Below are 18,213 nucleotides of genomic sequence, written 5' to 3' on the forward strand. Positions count from 1 at the left end.
CCCTTTTAAGCCCCAGCGGCTTAGGCCACTAACTTTTTCTCTCGCCATCACCCATGGATACAGCAACAACCAAGGGCAACAAAGCAACCGTGCTGATTGTGGATGACTCCCCCGATACTTTGACCATGCTCAGTGGTTTGCTCAAGGATCATTACCGCATCAAAATTGCCAGCAAAGGGGAACAGGCCTTGGCGATCGCCGCATCTATGCCGCCACCGGACTTAATCTTGTTGGATATTATGATGCCGGAAATAGACGGCTACGAAGTTTGCACCAAGCTCAAAGCTGATACCCAAACTAAGAATATTCCAGTTATTTTCCTCACCGCCAAAACCGACGTAGCAGACGAACAACATGGTTTTTCCCTCGGCGCAGTGGACTACATCACCAAACCCATCAGTCCCCCCATTCTCCTGGCCAGGGTACGCACCCATCTCAATCTCAAAGCCGCCTACGATCGCCTCACCCGCCTGCTCAAATTTCGGGAAGACATGGTGAACATGATTGTCCATGACCTCCGCAATCCCCTCTCCAGCATTAGCCTGGCCACCGAGCTGTTATTGAACAAGCCTGACTTGCCCCTAGATCGTCAACAAAAAAAGCTCAAGTCCATTCAAACAAGCACCCAACAACTACAAAATCTGGTGGAAGACCTGTTGCTTAAAGCCCAACTGGAATCCCATGCTCTGACATTGAACTATCAATCCACCGAACTTTGTGCCCTGTGTGAAATTGCCATTGCTACCCTAAGGGAAAGTATTGCCCAGAAACAGATTAACCTCATCACCCAATATCCCCCCGCTCCCCATCGTCCAGTTAATGTAGATGCCCAACTGTTCCGTCGAGCCATCGAAAATCTGATTAGCAATGCCATTAAGTTTTCCCCCTCCCAGAGTGAAGTCATAGTTTCAGTGGCCTATCCAGATGATGCCGTCGCAGTGGTGGCCATTGCCGACCAAGGGCCAGGCATAGACCTAAAACTGCGGGAACGGATTTTTGGCAAATACGAAATTGGCCCCATGCTAGAAGGGGTTGCCCAAATTGGACTGGGCTTAGCCTTTTGCAAAGTTATTGTCGAAGCCCATGGAAGCACAATAAGTGTTGTGGATAATTATCCCAAGGGTTCAATTTTTAGAATTGAACTTCGTCAGTGATTTGGGCAGGGCAACAAGCGGGTTTACCCTATTTAAATTCCGCTGAACATGTATCTAAAAAGTAAAAAAGACCGTATCACAATTTATGGCTGGTGGAAATAAAATTCAGACAGTAGCGATAGCGACTTCTATCAAGCTTGTATTAAAAGTACTTTAGCCGTTTATGTTGCCCTATTTTTGATTGAATTAGCTATACATACTCATTATTTATCTTTGACTATTGAAAATGAACACTCCCCCCGATCCCAACTCAAAAGCCACCATTTTGGTTGTGGATGACACCCCGGATAATCTAGCTTTGATGAGTGGATTATTGAAAGATTACTACCGGGTCAAAATTGCCAATAACGGGGAAAAAGCCCTCAAGGTTGCCCAAACTTTACCCCCACCGGATTTAATTCTGCTGGACATTATGATGCCGGGCATAGATGGCTATGAAGTTTGTGCCCATTTAAAAGCAAATCCGGCCACCCAGAGGATTCCCGTAATTTTTCTCACGGCCAAGTCAGAAATTGAGGATGAACGCAAAGGGCTGGCACTAGGGGCAGTGGATTATATTACTAAGCCCGTTAGTCCACCAATTCTGATGGCCAGGGTTAATACCCAGTTGACGATCAAAGCGGCGGCGGATTTTTTGCTTGATAAAAATGCTTTCCTAGAGCAGGAAGTGGCCAGACGTACCCAGGAGATGATGGCGATTCAGGATGTAACTATTCAGGTGATGGCTTCCCTGGCGGAAACTAGGGATCATGAAACGGGTAATCATATCCGCCGTACCCAAAATTATGTCCGGGCTTTGGCTGAGCAATTAAAAAACCATCCCCGCTTCCAGAAATTTTTAACCGATCACACCATCAATTTGCTCTATAAATCGGCTCCCCTCCATGACATTGGCAAAGTGGGAGTGCCGGACCACATTCTGCTTAAGCCCGGTCCCTTAACAGCAGAAGAATTTGAAATTATGAAAACCCACACCACTTTGGGGCGGGATGCCATTGTCCAAGCGGAAAAAAGTTTGGGAATGAAGGTGGATTTTTTGCAACTAGCCAAGGAAATTGCCTATTCTCACCAGGAAAAATGGGATGGAACCGGTTATCCCCAAGGGCTATCGGGGGATGATATTCCCATTGCGGCCCGTTTGATGGCGATCGCCGATGTTTATGACGCTTTAATTAGTAGTCGGGTTTATAAAGAAGCGATGCCCCACGAAGAGGCGGTGGCCATTATCGAAGCCGGCTACGGCCAACACTTTGATCCCGATGTGGTTGATGCGTTTATGGCTATTCATCCCACTTTTAAAACGATCGCCGCTGAGTTCGCCGATAAGGGGTAATGGCCATGGCGTATTAAAGAAGTACAGGTTTTGTGACTGTATGGCGATCGCCGTAATATTCCGGCAAAAAGCCTAGCCAAGGGAAAAGTTTGGGGTTAACGGGCTGAAATTAAGATTTATGGCGCAGAATTGGTTAAGACTAGCAACATTAGACCCTGAGCACCATGAAATTTATCTCCAGCTTCTTTGCCCTAGCCACAGTTCTTGCTTGCCAACCCACGGTTTTTGCTTTCGAGCCAGCGGAAGCAATTAAGGTAGAAACCATCCTCAAAACCGAAACTAGTTGGGATGGTCAACCTCTGGCTTACCCAGAAGGCCAAGCAGAAATCACTGGCATGATGATCGAAATTGCCCCCGGTGCCGAAACGGGTTGGCATTCCCATCCAGTGCCCTCCTTTGGCATTTTGCTGGAAGGGGAATTGGAGGTCACCCTCCTAAATGGGCAGAAAAAGCTCATCAAAACCGGGGACGCCATCGCTGAAGTGGTGAATACAGTACACAATGGCCGCAACGTGGGGGAGGGCCCTGTGAAAATTTTGGTGTTTTATGCCGGAGCGAAGGATTTGCCCGTAACCGTTAAGGATCAGCCCAATTAAACTGCCTAAGAAAACTGAAGCGCTCATCCCTAGGTGGCAAAAGGAAAAATTGCCCTGGTTTTTAGCCCCTGCCTCCCCGGTGTGGGAAAAACCGATAAACTAGGCACAATGGTCATTTGAAAACAGTGGGATTTCCATCCCAGGGCGATCGCCTAGAATTTTGGCCGGCTTCGTATTTTTCGCAAACGTATGTTTAATTGGTTCCGTCGTCAGTTTGGTAAAGATAACACTGCCCCCGAGTCTGCTCCCCCGGAAGGGGCGGAGGTTAGTCCTGAATTGGCACCGGAGGTAATCCAGGCAGAAACCGAATCCCCCAGCGAGGAAGATTCTCAAACAACGGAATTAGCTGCTCCCCCCCCCGAGGAACCAAGCTCAGACACTGCCAACCCGGACGATTATCTCCAATGGGCGAAAGCGGCGTACCAAAATATTCAGGCCCGTAAAGCGGAAACTGTTAGCCCGCCAGAGTCTGCCGCAGCGATCACGGTTGAAGCAGGAATAGAAGAAACCGCAGAAGAAATAGTTGTTGCCCCCGAATCTGACCAAGCAACAGCTACAGAGGCAGATCTCCCTTCTCCTGAAACCGAAATAACAACCGGCCCCGCTTGGTTACAAAAGTCCGATCGCCTAGAAGCCTTAAAAGAAACGGCGGTGGAAGAAGCCACAGTGGCGGGCACCCTAACTGCTGAATCCATGGCCATGGACGATGACTTCATGTGGTCAGCCAAGGTCCTAGCGGCCCAAGGGCGATCGGCAGCGGATGTGTCGGCGGAAGAAATTGATTGGCTGAGGAAACTGCGGCAGGGACTGAGTAAAACCAGGGTTAACCTAGTCAACCAACTTAAATCCATCGTGGGCCAGGGGCCCCTCAACGAGGCGGCGGTAGAGGAGATTGAAGCGATTCTGCTCCAGGCCGATGTGGGCGTTGAAGCCACCGATTACATCATTACCACCCTTCAGGACAAATTGCGAGAGGAAGCATTGCCCCCGGAACAGGCCATTGAATTCCTCAAAGAAATTTTGCGTTCCATCCTCGATCGCCCTTTGTTATCCCTGCCCAGTGCTGAATTTGCCCCGGAAGCGGAAGGGCTGAATGTCTGGTTATTGACGGGGGTTAATGGAGCCGGCAAAACCACCACCATCGGTAAGTTGGCCTTTATGGCCAAACAATCCGGTTATGACTGTGTGATTGCGGCGGCGGATACTTTTCGGGCGGCGGCGGTGGAACAGGTGAAAGTTTGGGGGGAAAGGAGTGGCGTTCCCGTCATTGCTAACCCTGGGCAAAATACTGACCCGGCGGCGGTGGTCTATGACGGCATTAGTGCAGCCCAGTCCCGTAACGTTAATTTGCTGTTGGTGGATACGGCGGGAAGGTTACAAAATAAGAAAAATTTGATGGACGAGCTAGCCAAAATCCGGCGCATTATCGACAAAAAAGCCCCCAACGCCACGGTGGAATCTTTACTAGTATTGGATGCCACCCTGGGGCAAAACGGTTTACGCCAAGCGGAAGTATTTGCCGAGGCCGCCAAATTGAGCGGAGTGGTGCTGACCAAATTGGATGGCAGCGCTAAGGGAGGGGTGGCCCTGGCGGTGGCCCAGCAGTTGAATCTGCCCATTCGTTTTATCGGTGCAGGGGAAGGCATTGAGGATTTGCGTCCCTTTTCCAGCTATGAATTTGTTGAAGCCCTACTAAACGGTTAATATTTTTGTGCTAAGAGCGACCAGTGATCGATCGCCGTTGTTTGAGTGTAATCCTGCCCTGGACGGTTGGTCTTTGGGGGGGCGGGATCCGGAAACCATCAAACGGTTAATGCCTTTTTGGGAATGGTTTTACAAATACTATTTCCGGGTGCAGACTAGTGGCTGGGAAAATTTACCGCCGGGACAGGTATTGCTGGTGGGTTCCCATAATGGCGGCCTTTCTTCACCGGATATGGTGATGATGATTTACGACTGGTTTCGTTGCCAGGGTTTACATCGCCCTGTGTACGGTTTAATGCATCCCACGGTTTGGAAAATGAGCCGTCCCCTGGCAGAGTTGGCCGTTAAGGTGGGGGCAGTCCAAGCTCATCCCAAAATGGCGATCGCCGCTCTGCAATCCGGGGCCAGTGTGTTGGTTTACCCCGGTGGAGCCCAGGATGTATTTCGTCCCTTTAGCCAACGACATGAAATTTATTTTGCCGGTCGTAAAGGTTTTATTAAATTGGCCCTGCGGCAAGGGGTACCCATCGTCCCGGCGATCGCCGTCGGTTCCCACGAAACTCTGTTGGTTATGGGGGATTGCTACGACCAAGTTAAATATCTCCATGACCTTGGTATGCCTTGGCTATTGGACGTGGACCCGGTGGTTTTTCCCATTTATCTGGGTTTGCCCTGGGGTCTAGCGTTAGGCCCCCTGCCCCATGTGCCTTTACCGTTGACTATGCACACTCGCATCTGTCCACCGATCTACTTTGAGCGTTACGGCAACGACGCCGCCAAAGATAAGGATTATGTCGAGCAGTGTTATCAACTGGTGAAAACGGAGATGCAACGGGAGCTAGATCAACTGGCTGAAACTGCCAATATTTTGCCTCAATTAAATTTTCTCTGAACAGGGTTTGGCCCGTAAAAACACTTTTGTCGTAACTGGCTTGATAAAAATATTTGAAGCAGAGTAATAGGTAAATGTCGACTTCATCTATAGCGGTGAATCTATAGTTTTGCTGGAAAATATCATTGTGCGGATGGGCGCAAAAATCCGCTGATGTTTGTTGGAATAAATTAAAATCAAACTAGTCTGGTCTATATCAGCCGGGACATTAGCAATCATCTGTCTCCCCCAGAATGAAGTCTTTTTTCCTCAACACATTTTCTCCGTTGCGTAGTACGGCCAGATTCTGGGTGTTAGTGGCCTTACTCACTTCCATGGAGTTATCTGCCAGCCAGTTGAGGGATACGGAACAAGCGGTGGCCATAGAGGAGTCAAAATGCACCGATTGCGTTGAAGGTAGGGGGACAGGAATTGTTCGGGGGGAAAGTTTTGCCCAGGTTGAAACGGTTCCCACCGAGGCCAAGGTGGAGCAGATAAAGCCAATGATCGAAAGAATAAGTCCACATCTAGGATTGGTGGGGTTCGGACTGGCGTTTATCGGGGTATTATGGCTGACTTATTTGCTCAAAAAAGATCGGCAAACCAAGGCGCAATTAGCTTTTCAAGCACGGCGGTCCGATGTTTTGTTGGAATTACCCCAGTACGCCGATCGCCTGAGTGAAGTGGAATTTTTACAACGGGGTCAGGAGTTTGCAGAGGAACTGACGAAAAGTAAGATCGCCTTTATTCATTTTGTCAATGATGACGAACAGACCATTGAATTGGTGGCTTGGTCCCGGGCCACCTTGGCCAACTATTGTCGTGTTGTAGCCGCTAGCCATTATCCCGTGGAAGAAGCAGGCATTTGGGCCGATGCGTTGAGACTCCGTCGCCCGGTGTTGATCAATGATTACGCCACCCACCAAGGGAAAAAAGGTTTGCCGGAGGGCCATGCCTATTTAGCCCGGTTGATCAGCGTCCCTGTTATCGACGATGGCAAAGTGGTGATGCTCACCGGGGTTGGTAATAAGGACGTTTTTTACACTGACCAGGATGTGGAAACCGTGCAATTAATTTCTAATGAAATCTGGCGCATTGCCCGTTCCCGTCGCCTAGTCAAAAAATTAACGGAAAGTGAAAACCGTTACCGCCTGGCCCAGGCGATCGCCAAAATTGGTAACTGGGAACTGGACTATGCCACCAACGTGCTTTTTTGGTCGCCGGAAGTGTTCAATCTGTTTGAGATTGCCCCCCAGGATTTTGCTGGAACCTATGAAGCCTTTCTCAATCTCATTCATCCCGGCGATCGAGAGTTGGTTGATGAAGCCTATCAGTGCCATCTGCAAAAATATCAACCCTACGATATTGTCCATCGCCTCCTAATGCCTGATGGTCGGATTAAGTATGTTCAGGAGCAATGTAATACCGTTTTTGATAAAAATAATCTGCCCCTTTTATCGAGGGGAACTATCCAAGATGTTACGGAGTTACAGGAAGCACAAATTTCCCTAGAACACCTCAATGAAAAATTAGAGCAACGGATTCAGGAGCGAACTCAAGAGCTAGAAAACAGTCAAGAAAGCTTATTGGAAGCAAAGCTGGTGGCGGAGGGGGCCACCAAAGCCAAAAGTGAGTTTCTCGCCAATATGAGCCATGAAATCCGCACCCCCATGAACGCCATCATTGGCATGAGCGAGTTGGTTTTGCAAACGGATTTGACCAGTCAACAACGGAACTATCTCCAAAAAGTCCAGTATGCGGGGGAGTTATTGTTGGGAATTATCAACAATATTTTAGATTTTTCCAAAATGGAAGCGGGCAAATTAGAGCTTGAGCAAAAGCCTTTTTCCGTGGAAGAAGTGATGGGTAATCTCCACAGTATTTTAGGCATCCAAGCGGAAGCCAAAGGTTTAACCCTTAACTTTCATCTTGATCCTAGAATTCCCCCGATTTTAGTTGGCGATCGCCTCCGTCTCAGCCAGATTTTGATCAACCTGGGCAATAATGCAGTCAAATTCACCAACCAAGGCGAAATTACCATTCGGGGCCAGTTGTTAAAAACCGAAAACGAGCAAACCAAACTACAATTTTCGGTCACAGATACGGGCATTGGTTTGACCCCCGACCAACAAAGCAAACTGTTTCAATGGTTTAACCAGGGGGAAACCTCCACCTCCCGCCAGTACGGGGGCACGGGTTTGGGTTTAGCCATCAGTAAATCCCTAACGGAGTTGATGGGAGGAGATATTTGGCTGGAGAGCGTGGTGGGCCAAGGAAGCACCTTTCATTTCACGGTTTGTTTGGGAACAGCTTCCCCAGCGGTGGCCCAAGATTATCTGGTTAGTCGGGTCTCCATTCTGGAGGCGAAACCATCGGTAACCCAGGCGATCACCCAACTGGAGGGGGCCAGCATTTTACTGGTGGAAGACAATGAGATTAACCGGGAATTTGCCCATGATCTACTGACTTCTAAAGGGTTGCGGGTACAAGTGGCCAATAACGGCCAAGAAGCTTTAACTTTGTTGACCAGTAATACCTACGATGCCATTTTAATGGACATTCAAATGCCGATGCTCAATGGTTATGATGCCACCCGGGCCATCCGGCAACAGGAATATCACCGCAATCTGCCCATTATTGCCATGACCGCCAATGCTATGGCCGGCGATCAGGAAAAAGCCCTAGATGCAGGCATGAATGACCATTTAACCAAGCCAATTAAGCCTGATCTACTTTTCCAAACCCTAGCCCATTGGATTCCGCCCAATTCTGCCAGGGAGAAAAAAAATCCAAGCAGCAATCTAAAAGCAGATTTGTCATTTTCCTCCATGACGGGCATTAATCAACAGATTGGCATGCAATATATCGAAAATGTGGAGCTTTACCACCGGCTTTTGGTTAAATTCGGCGATCGCTACTCCAACTTTGCAGATCAATTTAGAACAGAGCAAGCCAGCGACGACCCCACAGCGGCAACTCGCTATGCCCACAGCATCAAGGGTGCAGCGGCACTGCTGGGAATAGAAAATGTGCACCATACAGCTCAGCAGTTGGAAGATAGTTGCCGTGAACATGAGTCACCGGAGATGATTGACCGCCATCTCTAGGCCGTTCAAGCCGCGCTAGAACCTGTGCTGTCTGCATTAAAAATGCTCTGAAATGGGCGTTCGAGACCTAAAAAGTGGGCAGTGGGAGGGTACTGAGTTCATACTGTGGAATGCCTAAGGAGGGCTTGCTTGGGTCATCCTCAGCCTTTTTCACCATTTCTTTCTTTTTGAACTCAGGTTAAACTAATCCGATTTCGCTAAAGCGAGGGAATCCGGCCATGGCTAGGCAACCCCTTTTCTGTCCGGTACTGAAGAGACTTTTTCCCCTAACTTGGGCTCTGTACCCTGTAATATGCGTTCAATATTGGTCCGGTGACGAACAATCACATACATCCCTGCAAGAAAGGTAAAGGCAAGATAGGGCGGGGGCAATTGGAGAGCTAGGGCAATGCCATTAACGGCGATCGCCGCCACAATGGAACTCAGGGAAACAATGCGGGTGAAGAAAATTACGGTCAAAAAGGTGGCTAAAGTGCCCAGGGCCAACCAGATGTTGAGCATAAATAACACCCCCAGGCTGGTGGCAACGGATTTCCCACCGGAAAACTTGAGAAAAATGGATTTGCTGTGACCCAGCACCACCGCAATGGCCACCCCCAAAGTTAACCAGTTTTGCCAGGCCGCTGGTAAGGCCGGCAACCAATCTCCGCTGTAAATGGCCCGCACCAAGGCCACAGCCATTACCCCCTTACTGATATCAATGGCTAAAACGGCGATCGCCGCCGGTTTCCCCAGGGTGCGAAACACATTGGTGGCGCCGGTGGATTTGGAACCATGCTCCCGAATATCAATGCCCAATAACAGTTTGCCTGCTAGGTAACCAGTGGGGATAGACCCCATCAAATAGGTAATCAAGAGCAGACACAGGCAGAGTAAAAGAGCGGTGGTCATGGCGGCAGGGGACAATAATCAGCATGGCAGGGCTAACACCAATTATTTGCTGATCCGTGCCCAATGTCACCCAGTTTAAAAATTTTGGTTAAGCCAGCTAGAACTATCGCTCCATGTATGGCCAGCCCGTTTCGGTAAGATACGATACAGAGGATTTCGCATCACATCACCTATGGCTCGGCTTACTGCTCTATTTCGGACTTACGGGAAATATGCCTTCTTACCGGCGATCGCCTTTGGCTTGGCGGGGGGCATTGCCCTAGGGGTAACCGGGGTAATGAGTAAGTTATATCTAGGTTTGATGGCCATAGCAGTGATTTTTTTCTTCCTCTGGTGGACCTGGCTTTGGCAAAGATCCCAAGGTTTTCTCGGCCGGCGATCGACCCAATCTAGCGCTAACGTGATTGCCTCCACCCTAGCGGTGTTGGCGATTTTAACCCTCATTAACTACATTGCTTTTCGTTATCCTGTCGCCTGGGATTTGACCGAAAATCAACGGTTTACCCTCGCCCCCCAAAGTCAGAGCTTAGTGGCAGAGCTGGAACAACCCCTCAAAGTCTGGATTTTCGACGATGCCCCTAGTGAAAAAGATCGGAGGCTACTGCAAAATTACCAACGTTTCAGTGATCAATTTAGTTTTGAATTTGTGCACCCCGATCGCCGCCCTAAATTGGTACAGGACTTTAATGTGCAAAATAAGGGAGATGTATTCATCGAGTATGGCGACAAGAAACAATTAGTTCAAAATCTACTCAGCTTCCAGCAACGGGAAGACCTTTCTGAAATTCAACTCACCAATGCCATTGCCAAAGCCCAACGCCAGGAAATACCACAGGTTTACCTCGTCCAGGGCCATGGGGAATTGCCCCTCAATAACGAACCAAGGGGGATCTCCACCGCAGTGACCGCCCTCGAAAATCTTGGTGTGACAGTCCAACCCCTCAACGTGGTTACCGATGGAGGTATTCCAGAAGATGCCGATGCAGTGGTCATTGCCGGGCCGACCCGCAAGTTTTTAGCGCCGGAAATTGCTACTTTAAAACAGTACACCGACCAAGGGGGTAACCTATTAGTGATGGTATCCCCGGAAGCTGATGCCGGCTTGGAAGACCTTCTGGAGCCTTGGGGCGTAAGTTTTGATCCCAGACTGGTAATCGATCTTTCCGGAGCTGGTGGTGTGTTTGGCCTTGACCCCACCGTGCCCATTTTCAATCGTTACGGCAACCATCCCATCACCCAGAAACTCCAAGGGGCGATCGCCATTTTTCCCCTAGTACGCCCCGTGGCCACCAAGGAACAACCCCATATTCAAGCCACCACCCTAGTGGAAGCTTCGGATTTGATGTATGCCACCCAACTAATCAGTGAAGACCTGCAACCAAACCCGGAAACGGACTTGTTGGGCCCCTTTGATGTGGCTGTGGCTTTGACCAGGGAAGGGAAAGAAGTCAGTTCAGCCAAGGAAATGGAGACAGGCAATAATACTGAACCCGAAGAAATTAACCCCTCCCCTAGTCCCCCAGTTTCCCCCAGTCCTAGTCCCACCGGCAATGGCACCAATCAACCAGAGGCAATGCCAGAAAATGACAGCAATCAAGCTGGCGATCGGGAAGAATCACCGGCCGGTGAAAACGAAGACAGTGGCAATGATCAGGCCCAAACAGCTCAACAAAATGGCGACCCAGAGCTTCCCCCTGCCAAGATGGTGGTGGTGGGTAGTGCTGCCTTTGCCACCAATGCGTGGTTTAACGAAGCTGTCAACGGTGATATTTTTCTCAACAGTGTGCAATGGTTAGCAGAAAACGTTGACCAACCCCTTAATGTGCGGGCCAAAGACCCCACCGATCGCCGTATTAATCTAGGAGTGCGACGAGCTACGGTTTTAGGGTGGTTAACCTGGGTGATTGTCCCCCTAATCGGCCTAGGGCTAGCGGTGTTTACCTGGTGGCGACAAAGGTAAGGGTAATTAGAATTTTTTTAAAAAGTACCCCCGGAACCCCAAGTTTGGAGAAGAATCGGATTAAATTCTCCCGATATTGCCCAATCTTTAATGGGTCAATTCTGGTGAACAAATGATGCCAATAGGTCCTTAAAACCTCTTGAATACAAGGTTTTGAACACCATGGGAGCCCTTAATATTCCACCAGGGAAATAATTGGTAAATCCGGTAAACATTGACGGCCATTGAGGGCCGCAAGCTCAATGATAAAAGCAAAACCTAACACCTCACAGCCAAGCTTAGTTAACAATTCAGCAGTGGCCTTGGCGGTTCCCCCCGTAGCGATTAAGTCGTCCACAATTAACACCCGATGGTGGGGAGCTACCGCATCCTGATGGATTTCTAAAGAGTCTTTACCGTACTCTAAATCATACTCAACTCGGTGGACTGGGGCTGGTAATTTGCCTGGTTTTCGTACAGGGATAAAACCGGCATTCATTTGATAGGCAAGGGGCATGCCAAATAAAAACCCCCGGGATTCCATGCCCACCACATGGTCCGGCACAAGTTCCTGGCTTTCACATTGTTCCACCAGGGAGTCGATGGTGTAGCGCAGTCCCTCCGGACTATTGAGCAGGGTGGTTATATCCCTAAACATAATGCCTGGCTTGGGGAAGTCCGGTATATCCCGAATTAAAGCTTTTAAATCCATAATGCGATGGTTTAAGGTCGTTACGGCAACAGGTTCAGGCTACAGTGTACCTTTAACTGATGATTAGCGATAAATTCCCAACTCTACGGATAGGTGAGCGGTGGGGTACAGGGGAATTCTCTACAAGCATTATGCTGTGACGTTGCTAGATATCAGTAAACGTGTTTATCTCAACCACCCTTAATGAAGTTATTTCCCCTCCATTTACTGATGCCCTTACACTTGCAATAGGCTGTAAGGGTTTGTTCTACGGAAATAGTGCTATCTTAAGTAAATTCTCTAGCACCATAAGTAAAAACACTATGGGGTGAAGTATTAAACGGTTTAGGTTTTGCCATAGTCTAACCAAAAACGCCGTAGTTACAATAACTAAATTAAATTCATATTTTTCGTGATTCTAATATAAATTCAATTAGTTTATCTCTATCCCAAAGCTCCACTTTATTTCTGTATGCTAACTCTTTAGCATTTTCGGTATAACTATTATTAGTTACAACAATAGCAATATCAGCATCATAATATCCCTTAGCACCAAGAATTTCTTGAATAGCTTTTACACTAACAGCACTGGCACTTCTCTTTGCCTGAATAACATATTTTTTACGATCTTTCATCAAAATTAGATCAGCACCAAAATCTTGAGTTTGTTGAGTCAAAGATCCCCTGTAGCCCATCCTAGTAAAATGCGTTAGTAATACTTTTTCAAAATCAACTCCATCCATTTTATCAATACTATCCATACCGGACTCAATAAGTTTTTGCTGTTCTTTGCATTCTTTTTTTAAGTCTAAAGTATCATATAAAAATATGATATGAGAATTAATATAATTGGACGATTCTTCCCATTTTTTCATTTTATTTCTTTTTTCATTATTTTCCTCTTTCATTTCTTTACAAATTCTTGTGTCATAATAATGATCTTCTATTAATCTTGATTGGCTATCTACTGTTTCCCAAACAGAATAAATAGTTTTTGATTGCTCAATATATTTTTCTATATGTTCTATATCTTCTTCTAAATTTTTTGTATTTTTTCTGTCTTCACTCAAAATATTTTTGCTGACTTGATTCCATTCCTGGCTTATTCTCTCTTTTTCAAAAACTAACATTTCTCCGTATCTTTCAACAGCATCCCATATTGCTTTAGCTTCAGTATTTCTAGCTTCCCTTTTTTTCCTTTTTTCTTCTTCCTTTTTTTTATCTTCTTCATCCCAAGCATTTTTAATTTTATTAAATCCCCAAACAAATGTAGCAGTAGCACCAGCACCTATTAACCAAGGAAGAACTAATATCATTTACCATTTCCTCTAAACGTATAAATTTATTATGAAATTAAGGAGAGCTAAGCGCTACATAAGTTAATTATTCTATACACACTAGCCTGACTAATCCCCAACTCCCTTGCTACATAAGCTTTAGACCTACCATGACGTACAAGAGTTACAACCTGTTCCGGTACACCGTCACTGATAGGTTTTCTAGCCTCATACTTCTCTTCAGCCTTAGCTACCCCTTCACGCTGACGCTCTAGCATCATCTCTCTTTCAAACTGCCCCACACCACCAAGCAAGGTAATCGTCAATCTTCCCAACTTCTGGTAGTTTGCTAGTAAGTTACAGTGCCAAACTTAACGGCCAGAATATTTTTTGCATAAAAGCTTTGACCATGGGTTTGTTACGGAAAAGTTTTTATGTAGATTTGAGCCCCCTAAATATTTTGGCTTTCAGTAAACCAGCAAAAATGCCACTGGTCAAGAACATAACAACGGAATAAATTGCAGCAGGAATGGCCATAATAGGAGCATTTAAAAGAGTTGTGGCAATGGCGATCGCCAAAGTGCCGTTTTGGATACCCACTTCAATGGTGATAGATTTTCTTTCAGCAAGCCCTAGCCCCGCCAAGATAGCAATGCCATAACCCAGCCCCATAGTGAGAAGATTGAGCGTTACAGTTACTCCCCCCACTTGGAGGAAAAAGTCTGCCAAGTTTTCCCGCTCTTTGACTAGAATAGCAACGATAATAATACCAAGAAAAAATAGGGAAAGCCATTTAACATTTTTCTCCATTACCATGGCAATTTTAGGCAAGAAATGGTAAAAAATCATACCTAAGCTAACCGGAATAATGGTAATTACGGCAATTTGTAAAACGGTTTTGAGAAAAGGAAGTTGGAGAGCAAATTGTTCCCCCATAAAATAATTTGCCGCCAGATTAACCACCAGGGGAATGGTGATGATCGTGACCAAACTACTGATGGCAGTTAGGGTAATGGAAAGGGCCACGTTGCCTTTGAGCAAATAGGTAATTACATTGGAAGTGGAGCCACCGGGACAGGCGGCCAAAATCATTAACCCCACTGCTAACTCTGGGGACAAAGAAAACAAAGATGATAGCCCGAATCCCACCATGGGCAACATAACTAATTGGGCGATTAAACCAATTGCAACGGCTTTGGGTTCTAGCCAAATGCGATTAAAGTCTTTAATGGTAAGCCCAAGCCCCATGCCAAACATAATCAAAAAAAGAGCCAAGGGCAAGAAAATAGTTGTTAAAAAATTGGACTCCATGGGAGCAAATGATAAAAATTAATTTGATTTGAAATGGAAGTGTTGAATGATATTTGAAATAAAATCAAAAACTCTTTAAAATTGTAAAATGCGGGGTAAATTCTTTGCAAATAAACAAAGTGAGTGTATCATAATTTTGCTAAATTGCGAAAGAGCATTTGTTTTGTCTACCTGAAAATGGCCACCCAAAATTAGACATATTTTAAGACGTATCTAAGTTTATGCACATCTGGTTAGGATTGGTCCTAGACTAGAGTCAGATGAAAACGGCAAATGTATTGAAAAGACTTAACTTGCAGGGAGTAACGTCCCAACAGGTGTTTTATGGAGTAAATTTCCCAGCAATTTGGTAAAATTCAGCCCCGTCAAACTTTGTAACCAACTAGCTATGGCCTATGACAATTAGCACCACAGATACTTCCCTAATTATTTGGCCGGCCATGGGTTGTGGCACCTGGGCTTGGGGTAACAAATTGCTCTGGGGTTACCAGCCTGCTATGAATGGAGAACTGGAACGGGTGTTTAGGGAATGTGTGGCGGCGGGAATAACTTTTTTTGACACTGGAGATTCCTATGGCACCGGCCGACTCCAAGGACAAAGTGAAAAACTGTTGGGGCAATTTTCCCAAGCCTATGAAGGACTAAATCAAGACAAAATTTGCCTGGCCACCAAATTAGCTCCCTACCCGTGGCGACTCACTCCCCAAGCTATGGTTGGGGCCGGCATGGCTTCCCAGCAACGACTACAGCGACCAATTGATCTCGTCCAACTCCATTGGTCCACGGCCAACTATGCTCCCTGGCAAGAACAACCTTTGCTCAAGGGTTTAGTCCAACTTTGCCAACGGGGCCACGCTAAGGCTTTAGGTTTATCCAACTTCGGTCCCAAGCGTCTGCAAAAGGCCTATGACTTTTGTCAGAATGAGGGAGTTAGCATTGTCAGTCTGCAGGTGCAATATTCCTTGCTTTCCACCGATCCCGTCAGCAAATTAGGCTTGAAGGAACTCTGTGAGCAATTGGGCATCAAATTAATTGCCTATAGTCCCCTGACCCTGGGGCTGTTGACCGGTAAATATGGTCCCCAAGGACCTTTTCCTCCAGGTATCCGTGGCCTATTGTTCCGGCGACTATTACCCAAAATTCAGCCTCTTTTGGATACTCTCCAGGCGATCGCCAGGGAGCGGGAAAAAACCATGGCCCAGGTAGCCTTGAACTGGTGTATATGCCAGGGGACTATGCCCATTCCAGGGGCAAAAAACTGCCAACAGGTACAGGACAATCTGGGAGCGCTGGGTTGGCAACTGGATCGGGGGGAGATGGACGAGTTGAACAATCAGGCAGCGGCCTTACCCCAAACCATGGTGCAAAACATTTTCCAAAGTCGTTAGTTTGCCAAAGGATTAACTGGGTTTATAAATACTAATCAAAGCGCTAGACTTTATTGACCCAAATCTTCGGGAAAGGGCCCTGGTCGCACTGCCATCATTTGTGGTTTTTGTCCACGCTTAACGGCGATCGCCAAAGGTTCCCCAATTTGACTCACTTCCACCCGTTCTTGAACGTCAGTGGCGGTTTTAACCCCCATGCCCCCCACTTCGAGAATGATGTCCCCTGGGGCCAACCCTGCCTGGGCCGCCGGGGAACCTGGACTGACTTGAATAATTAAAACCCCTGTGTCCGCTGTCACCCCTGCCGGTAACTCCCCACTAGTCCGCAATTGTTTAGTCATTTCCGGGGTCAGGGTAACCATGTGGATGCCAAGGTAGGGATGCTCCATTTTGCCCTTGGTAAACAGATTTTCCGCTACATTTTGGGCCGTTTGAATAGGAATGGCAAATCCCAATCCCTGGGCATCGGCTCGGATGGCTGTGTTGACTCCAATCACTTCCCCTTTGGCATTGAGCAGGGGGCCACCGGAATTGCCTGGATTGATGGCGGCATCGGTTTGGATAAAGCGCACCCGTTTATCTGGCACCCCCACCTCGGAACTAGAGCGGCCCAGGGCACTGATAATGCCAACGGTAACGGTGTTATCTAAACCCAAAGGATTACCAATAGCGATGGCCCATTCTCCAGGCTGCAGGCGATCGGATTGGCCAATTTCCACCACAGGCAAATTTTCCGCTTCAACTTTCACTACGGCCACATCGGTCATCGTATCAATTCCCATCACCTTACCTTCGAGGACGGAGCCATCTTTAAGGGTGACCTTAACTGTGCTGGCCCCTTCCACCACATGGGCATTGGTTAAAACTTCGCCGTCAGAACTCAAAATAAAACCCGAGCCAGTGCCCTGTTCCCTTGGGTCGGGGTTAGGGGGCATTTCCTCACCAAAAAAGCGACGGAAAAAGGGTTGGTCTCCCATGGGGCCGCCCTGGGAAACAGCAGTCCTTTCCGAATCAATTCTGACCACTGCGGGGCCAATTTTTTGCACAGCCCGGGCGATGAAATTTAGCTCCTGATCATCCTGGGCAGAGCGAGGCAGAGTTAGGGGGAGGGCACTGCGGTAATTGCTCTCCACCGGGGCAGGAGTCAGACTTTGGGGACTGGTGTTGACAGGGGAGTCGGGGGAGGAATGGTTTTGGCCTGAAGACAAAAGATAACCCCCCCCAGCGGCACCGATCGCCCCACCGAAAAGGAGTAAAAGCACGGCCACGCCTAAATGTGATGCCTTCAGATGGATTGCCATGGAGAATTGTTAATAGTCAGTGTTTTAACTTTAACAAACTGGAGCTGGGGAAATTGTCGCCAAAGGACGAAAACTCTTTCCCCTTCAACCCAGCTAAATGGCAGCGCAAAACTCTATTCCCAAAAGGGATTACTCTGGCCGTGGGTGCAGACCATATTTTGATTATTAGCTAAGTTATTCATCCAGCTTGTCATCTCTGCTTTACCGCCTTCCCCTTCTAGCCAAAAGACAGTGATTAAGCCCATGGTGGCGTTAGTTTCACAAGAAAAAGTGGCATCCCCTGGATCAACGGAGGGAATATTTTGTTCGCATGCCCAAGTCTGGTCTGGGTTAACGGTTTCCTGCCAACCTTTCAGCTCCTTAACTTCTACAGCAACACTTTTACTACCGTTTTTACATATCCAAGTGATCAACTGGTCGGGTTGGTCGGTGATGTCATCTACATCGGGGGTATCCAAAGCCTCTTGCACGGTGGGTATGTCATCCCCTGGAGCTACCTGGGCTGAAGTGGTTAATCCATAGCCCCCTGTGGCCATCAACACCGACACGGATAGGGCAATTCCCCGCAGTAAAGATTTCATCACAACTTACCCTCTGGAAAAAGTGATTCAAGATATTCAAGACACATTGACCATAGCATTTTTCCCTAA

The 18,213-nt window shown here is 47.4% G+C and carries 15 protein-coding genes; 8 read left to right on the forward strand and 7 right to left on the reverse strand.

The features are described 5' to 3' along the window. Positions 1-53 precede the first annotated feature (53 nt). The 6 genes from SYNPCCP_RS07355 (at position 54) to SYNPCCP_RS07380 (ending at position 8,765) form a co-directional block, all read left to right on the forward strand. Positions 54-1,154, forward strand: coding sequence for a hybrid sensor histidine kinase/response regulator (locus tag SYNPCCP_RS07355; protein WP_010872618.1), 1,101 nt, complete (start codon positions 54-56; stop codon positions 1,152-1,154). Between the two features lie 226 nt (positions 1,155-1,380). Beyond that, the gene (locus SYNPCCP_RS07360) at positions 1,381-2,487 is read left to right on the forward strand and encodes a two-component system response regulator (RefSeq protein WP_010872619.1); all 1,107 of its coding nucleotides are present in this window, start codon (positions 1,381-1,383) and stop codon (positions 2,485-2,487) included. A gap of 164 nt (positions 2,488-2,651) precedes the next feature. After that, positions 2,652-3,083, forward strand: a complete 432-nt coding sequence (locus SYNPCCP_RS07365) for a cupin domain-containing protein (RefSeq protein WP_010872620.1) — start codon at positions 2,652-2,654, stop codon at positions 3,081-3,083. Positions 3,084-3,272: 189 nt separating this feature from the next. Next, positions 3,273-4,787 carry a signal recognition particle-docking protein FtsY gene (gene ftsY, locus SYNPCCP_RS07370; RefSeq protein WP_010872621.1) on the forward strand — a complete coding sequence of 505 codons (1,515 nt, stop codon included), beginning with the start codon at positions 3,273-3,275 and terminating at the stop codon, positions 4,785-4,787. A gap of 7 nt (positions 4,788-4,794) precedes the next feature. Then, the gene (locus tag SYNPCCP_RS07375) at positions 4,795-5,679 is read left to right on the forward strand and encodes a lysophospholipid acyltransferase family protein (RefSeq protein WP_010872622.1); all 885 of its coding nucleotides are present in this window, start codon (positions 4,795-4,797) and stop codon (positions 5,677-5,679) included. Positions 5,680-5,912: 233 nt separating this feature from the next. Continuing rightward, complete coding sequence (locus SYNPCCP_RS07380) at positions 5,913-8,765, forward strand: response regulator (RefSeq protein WP_010872623.1); 2,853 nt, start codon at positions 5,913-5,915, stop codon at positions 8,763-8,765. A gap of 222 nt (positions 8,766-8,987) precedes the next feature. Here the strand turns inward: SYNPCCP_RS07380 and plsY are convergent, their stop codons facing one another. Continuing rightward, positions 8,988-9,656, reverse strand: a complete 669-nt coding sequence (plsY, locus tag SYNPCCP_RS07385) for a glycerol-3-phosphate 1-O-acyltransferase PlsY (RefSeq protein ID WP_010872624.1) — start codon at positions 9,654-9,656, stop codon at positions 8,988-8,990. Between the two features lie 172 nt (positions 9,657-9,828). On the opposite strand from plsY, the gene SYNPCCP_RS07390 reads away from it, so the two are divergent. Then, a complete protein-coding gene (locus SYNPCCP_RS07390) occupies positions 9,829-11,616 on the forward strand; it encodes a GldG family protein (protein ID WP_010872625.1) in 1,788 nt (595 codons plus the stop codon). 172 nt (positions 11,617-11,788) lie between these two features. Here the strand turns inward: SYNPCCP_RS07390 and apt are convergent, their stop codons facing one another. The 4 genes from apt to SYNPCCP_RS07410 all read right to left on the reverse strand — a co-directional run bounded on the left by apt (position 11,789) and on the right by SYNPCCP_RS07410 (position 14,874). Then, a complete protein-coding gene (gene apt / locus SYNPCCP_RS07395; protein ID WP_010872626.1) occupies positions 11,789-12,307 on the reverse strand; it encodes an adenine phosphoribosyltransferase in 519 nt (172 codons plus the stop codon). 380 nt (positions 12,308-12,687) lie between these two features. After that, positions 12,688-13,602 (reverse strand): restriction endonuclease, encoded by a 915-nt coding sequence (locus SYNPCCP_RS07400; RefSeq protein ID WP_010872627.1) that lies wholly within the window; start codon positions 13,600-13,602, stop codon positions 12,688-12,690. A gap of 47 nt (positions 13,603-13,649) precedes the next feature. Beyond that, on the reverse strand, positions 13,650-13,844 hold the full coding sequence (locus SYNPCCP_RS07405; RefSeq protein WP_199303631.1) for a helix-turn-helix domain-containing protein: 195 nt from the start codon (positions 13,842-13,844) through the stop codon (positions 13,650-13,652). A 151-nt stretch (positions 13,845-13,995) separates the two neighbouring features. Then, entirely contained in the window at positions 13,996-14,874 is an 879-nt protein-coding gene (locus SYNPCCP_RS07410; RefSeq protein WP_010872629.1) for a bile acid:sodium symporter family protein, read from the reverse strand. A 395-nt stretch (positions 14,875-15,269) separates the two neighbouring features. Between SYNPCCP_RS07410 and SYNPCCP_RS07415 the strand changes: the two genes are divergently transcribed. After that, entirely contained in the window at positions 15,270-16,262 is a 993-nt protein-coding gene (locus SYNPCCP_RS07415; RefSeq protein ID WP_010872630.1) for an aldo/keto reductase, read from the forward strand. Positions 16,263-16,312: 50 nt separating this feature from the next. On the opposite strand, the gene SYNPCCP_RS07420 is transcribed toward SYNPCCP_RS07415, so the two are convergent. Both SYNPCCP_RS07420 and SYNPCCP_RS07425 read right to left on the reverse strand, forming a co-directional pair. Beyond that, a complete protein-coding gene (locus SYNPCCP_RS07420) occupies positions 16,313-17,563 on the reverse strand; it encodes an HhoA/HhoB/HtrA family serine endopeptidase (protein ID WP_010872631.1) in 1,251 nt (416 codons plus the stop codon). 113 nt (positions 17,564-17,676) lie between these two features. After that, positions 17,677-18,144: a hypothetical protein gene (locus SYNPCCP_RS07425; protein ID WP_020861748.1), complete on the reverse strand. Its 468-nt coding sequence runs from the start codon at positions 18,142-18,144 to the stop codon at positions 17,677-17,679. Positions 18,145-18,213 lie beyond the last annotated feature (69 nt).

Source organism: Synechocystis sp. PCC 6803 substr. PCC-P (assembly GCF_000284455.1).
Classification (GTDB): Bacteria; Cyanobacteriota; Cyanobacteriia; order Cyanobacteriales; family Microcystaceae; genus Synechocystis.

Coding starts and splice junctions, on each gene's coding strand:
- SYNPCCP_RS07400 (WP_010872627.1), bottom strand. CDS start 13,602: ATGATATTAGTTCTTCCTTGGTTAATAGGTGCTGGTGCTACTGCTACA.
- SYNPCCP_RS07415 (WP_010872630.1), top strand. CDS start 15,270: ATGACAATTAGCACCACAGATACTTCCCTAATTATTTGGCCGGCCATG.
- SYNPCCP_RS07380 (WP_010872623.1), top strand. CDS start 5,913: ATGAAGTCTTTTTTCCTCAACACATTTTCTCCGTTGCGTAGTACGGCC.
- SYNPCCP_RS07425 (WP_020861748.1), bottom strand. CDS start 18,144: ATGAAATCTTTACTGCGGGGAATTGCCCTATCCGTGTCGGTGTTGATG.
- ftsY (WP_010872621.1), top strand. CDS start 3,273: ATGTTTAATTGGTTCCGTCGTCAGTTTGGTAAAGATAACACTGCCCCC.
- SYNPCCP_RS07410 (WP_010872629.1), bottom strand. CDS start 14,874: ATGGAGTCCAATTTTTTAACAACTATTTTCTTGCCCTTGGCTCTTTTT.
- SYNPCCP_RS07365 (WP_010872620.1), top strand. CDS start 2,652: ATGAAATTTATCTCCAGCTTCTTTGCCCTAGCCACAGTTCTTGCTTGC.
- SYNPCCP_RS07405 (WP_199303631.1), bottom strand. CDS start 13,844: ATGATGCTAGAGCGTCAGCGTGAAGGGGTAGCTAAGGCTGAAGAGAAG.
- SYNPCCP_RS07390 (WP_010872625.1), top strand. CDS start 9,829: ATGGCTCGGCTTACTGCTCTATTTCGGACTTACGGGAAATATGCCTTC.
- SYNPCCP_RS07355 (WP_010872618.1), top strand. CDS start 54: ATGGATACAGCAACAACCAAGGGCAACAAAGCAACCGTGCTGATTGTG.
- SYNPCCP_RS07420 (WP_010872631.1), bottom strand. CDS start 17,563: ATGGCAATCCATCTGAAGGCATCACATTTAGGCGTGGCCGTGCTTTTA.
- apt (WP_010872626.1), bottom strand. CDS start 12,307: ATGGATTTAAAAGCTTTAATTCGGGATATACCGGACTTCCCCAAGCCA.
- SYNPCCP_RS07360 (WP_010872619.1), top strand. CDS start 1,381: ATGAACACTCCCCCCGATCCCAACTCAAAAGCCACCATTTTGGTTGTG.
- plsY (WP_010872624.1), bottom strand. CDS start 9,656: ATGACCACCGCTCTTTTACTCTGCCTGTGTCTGCTCTTGATTACCTAT.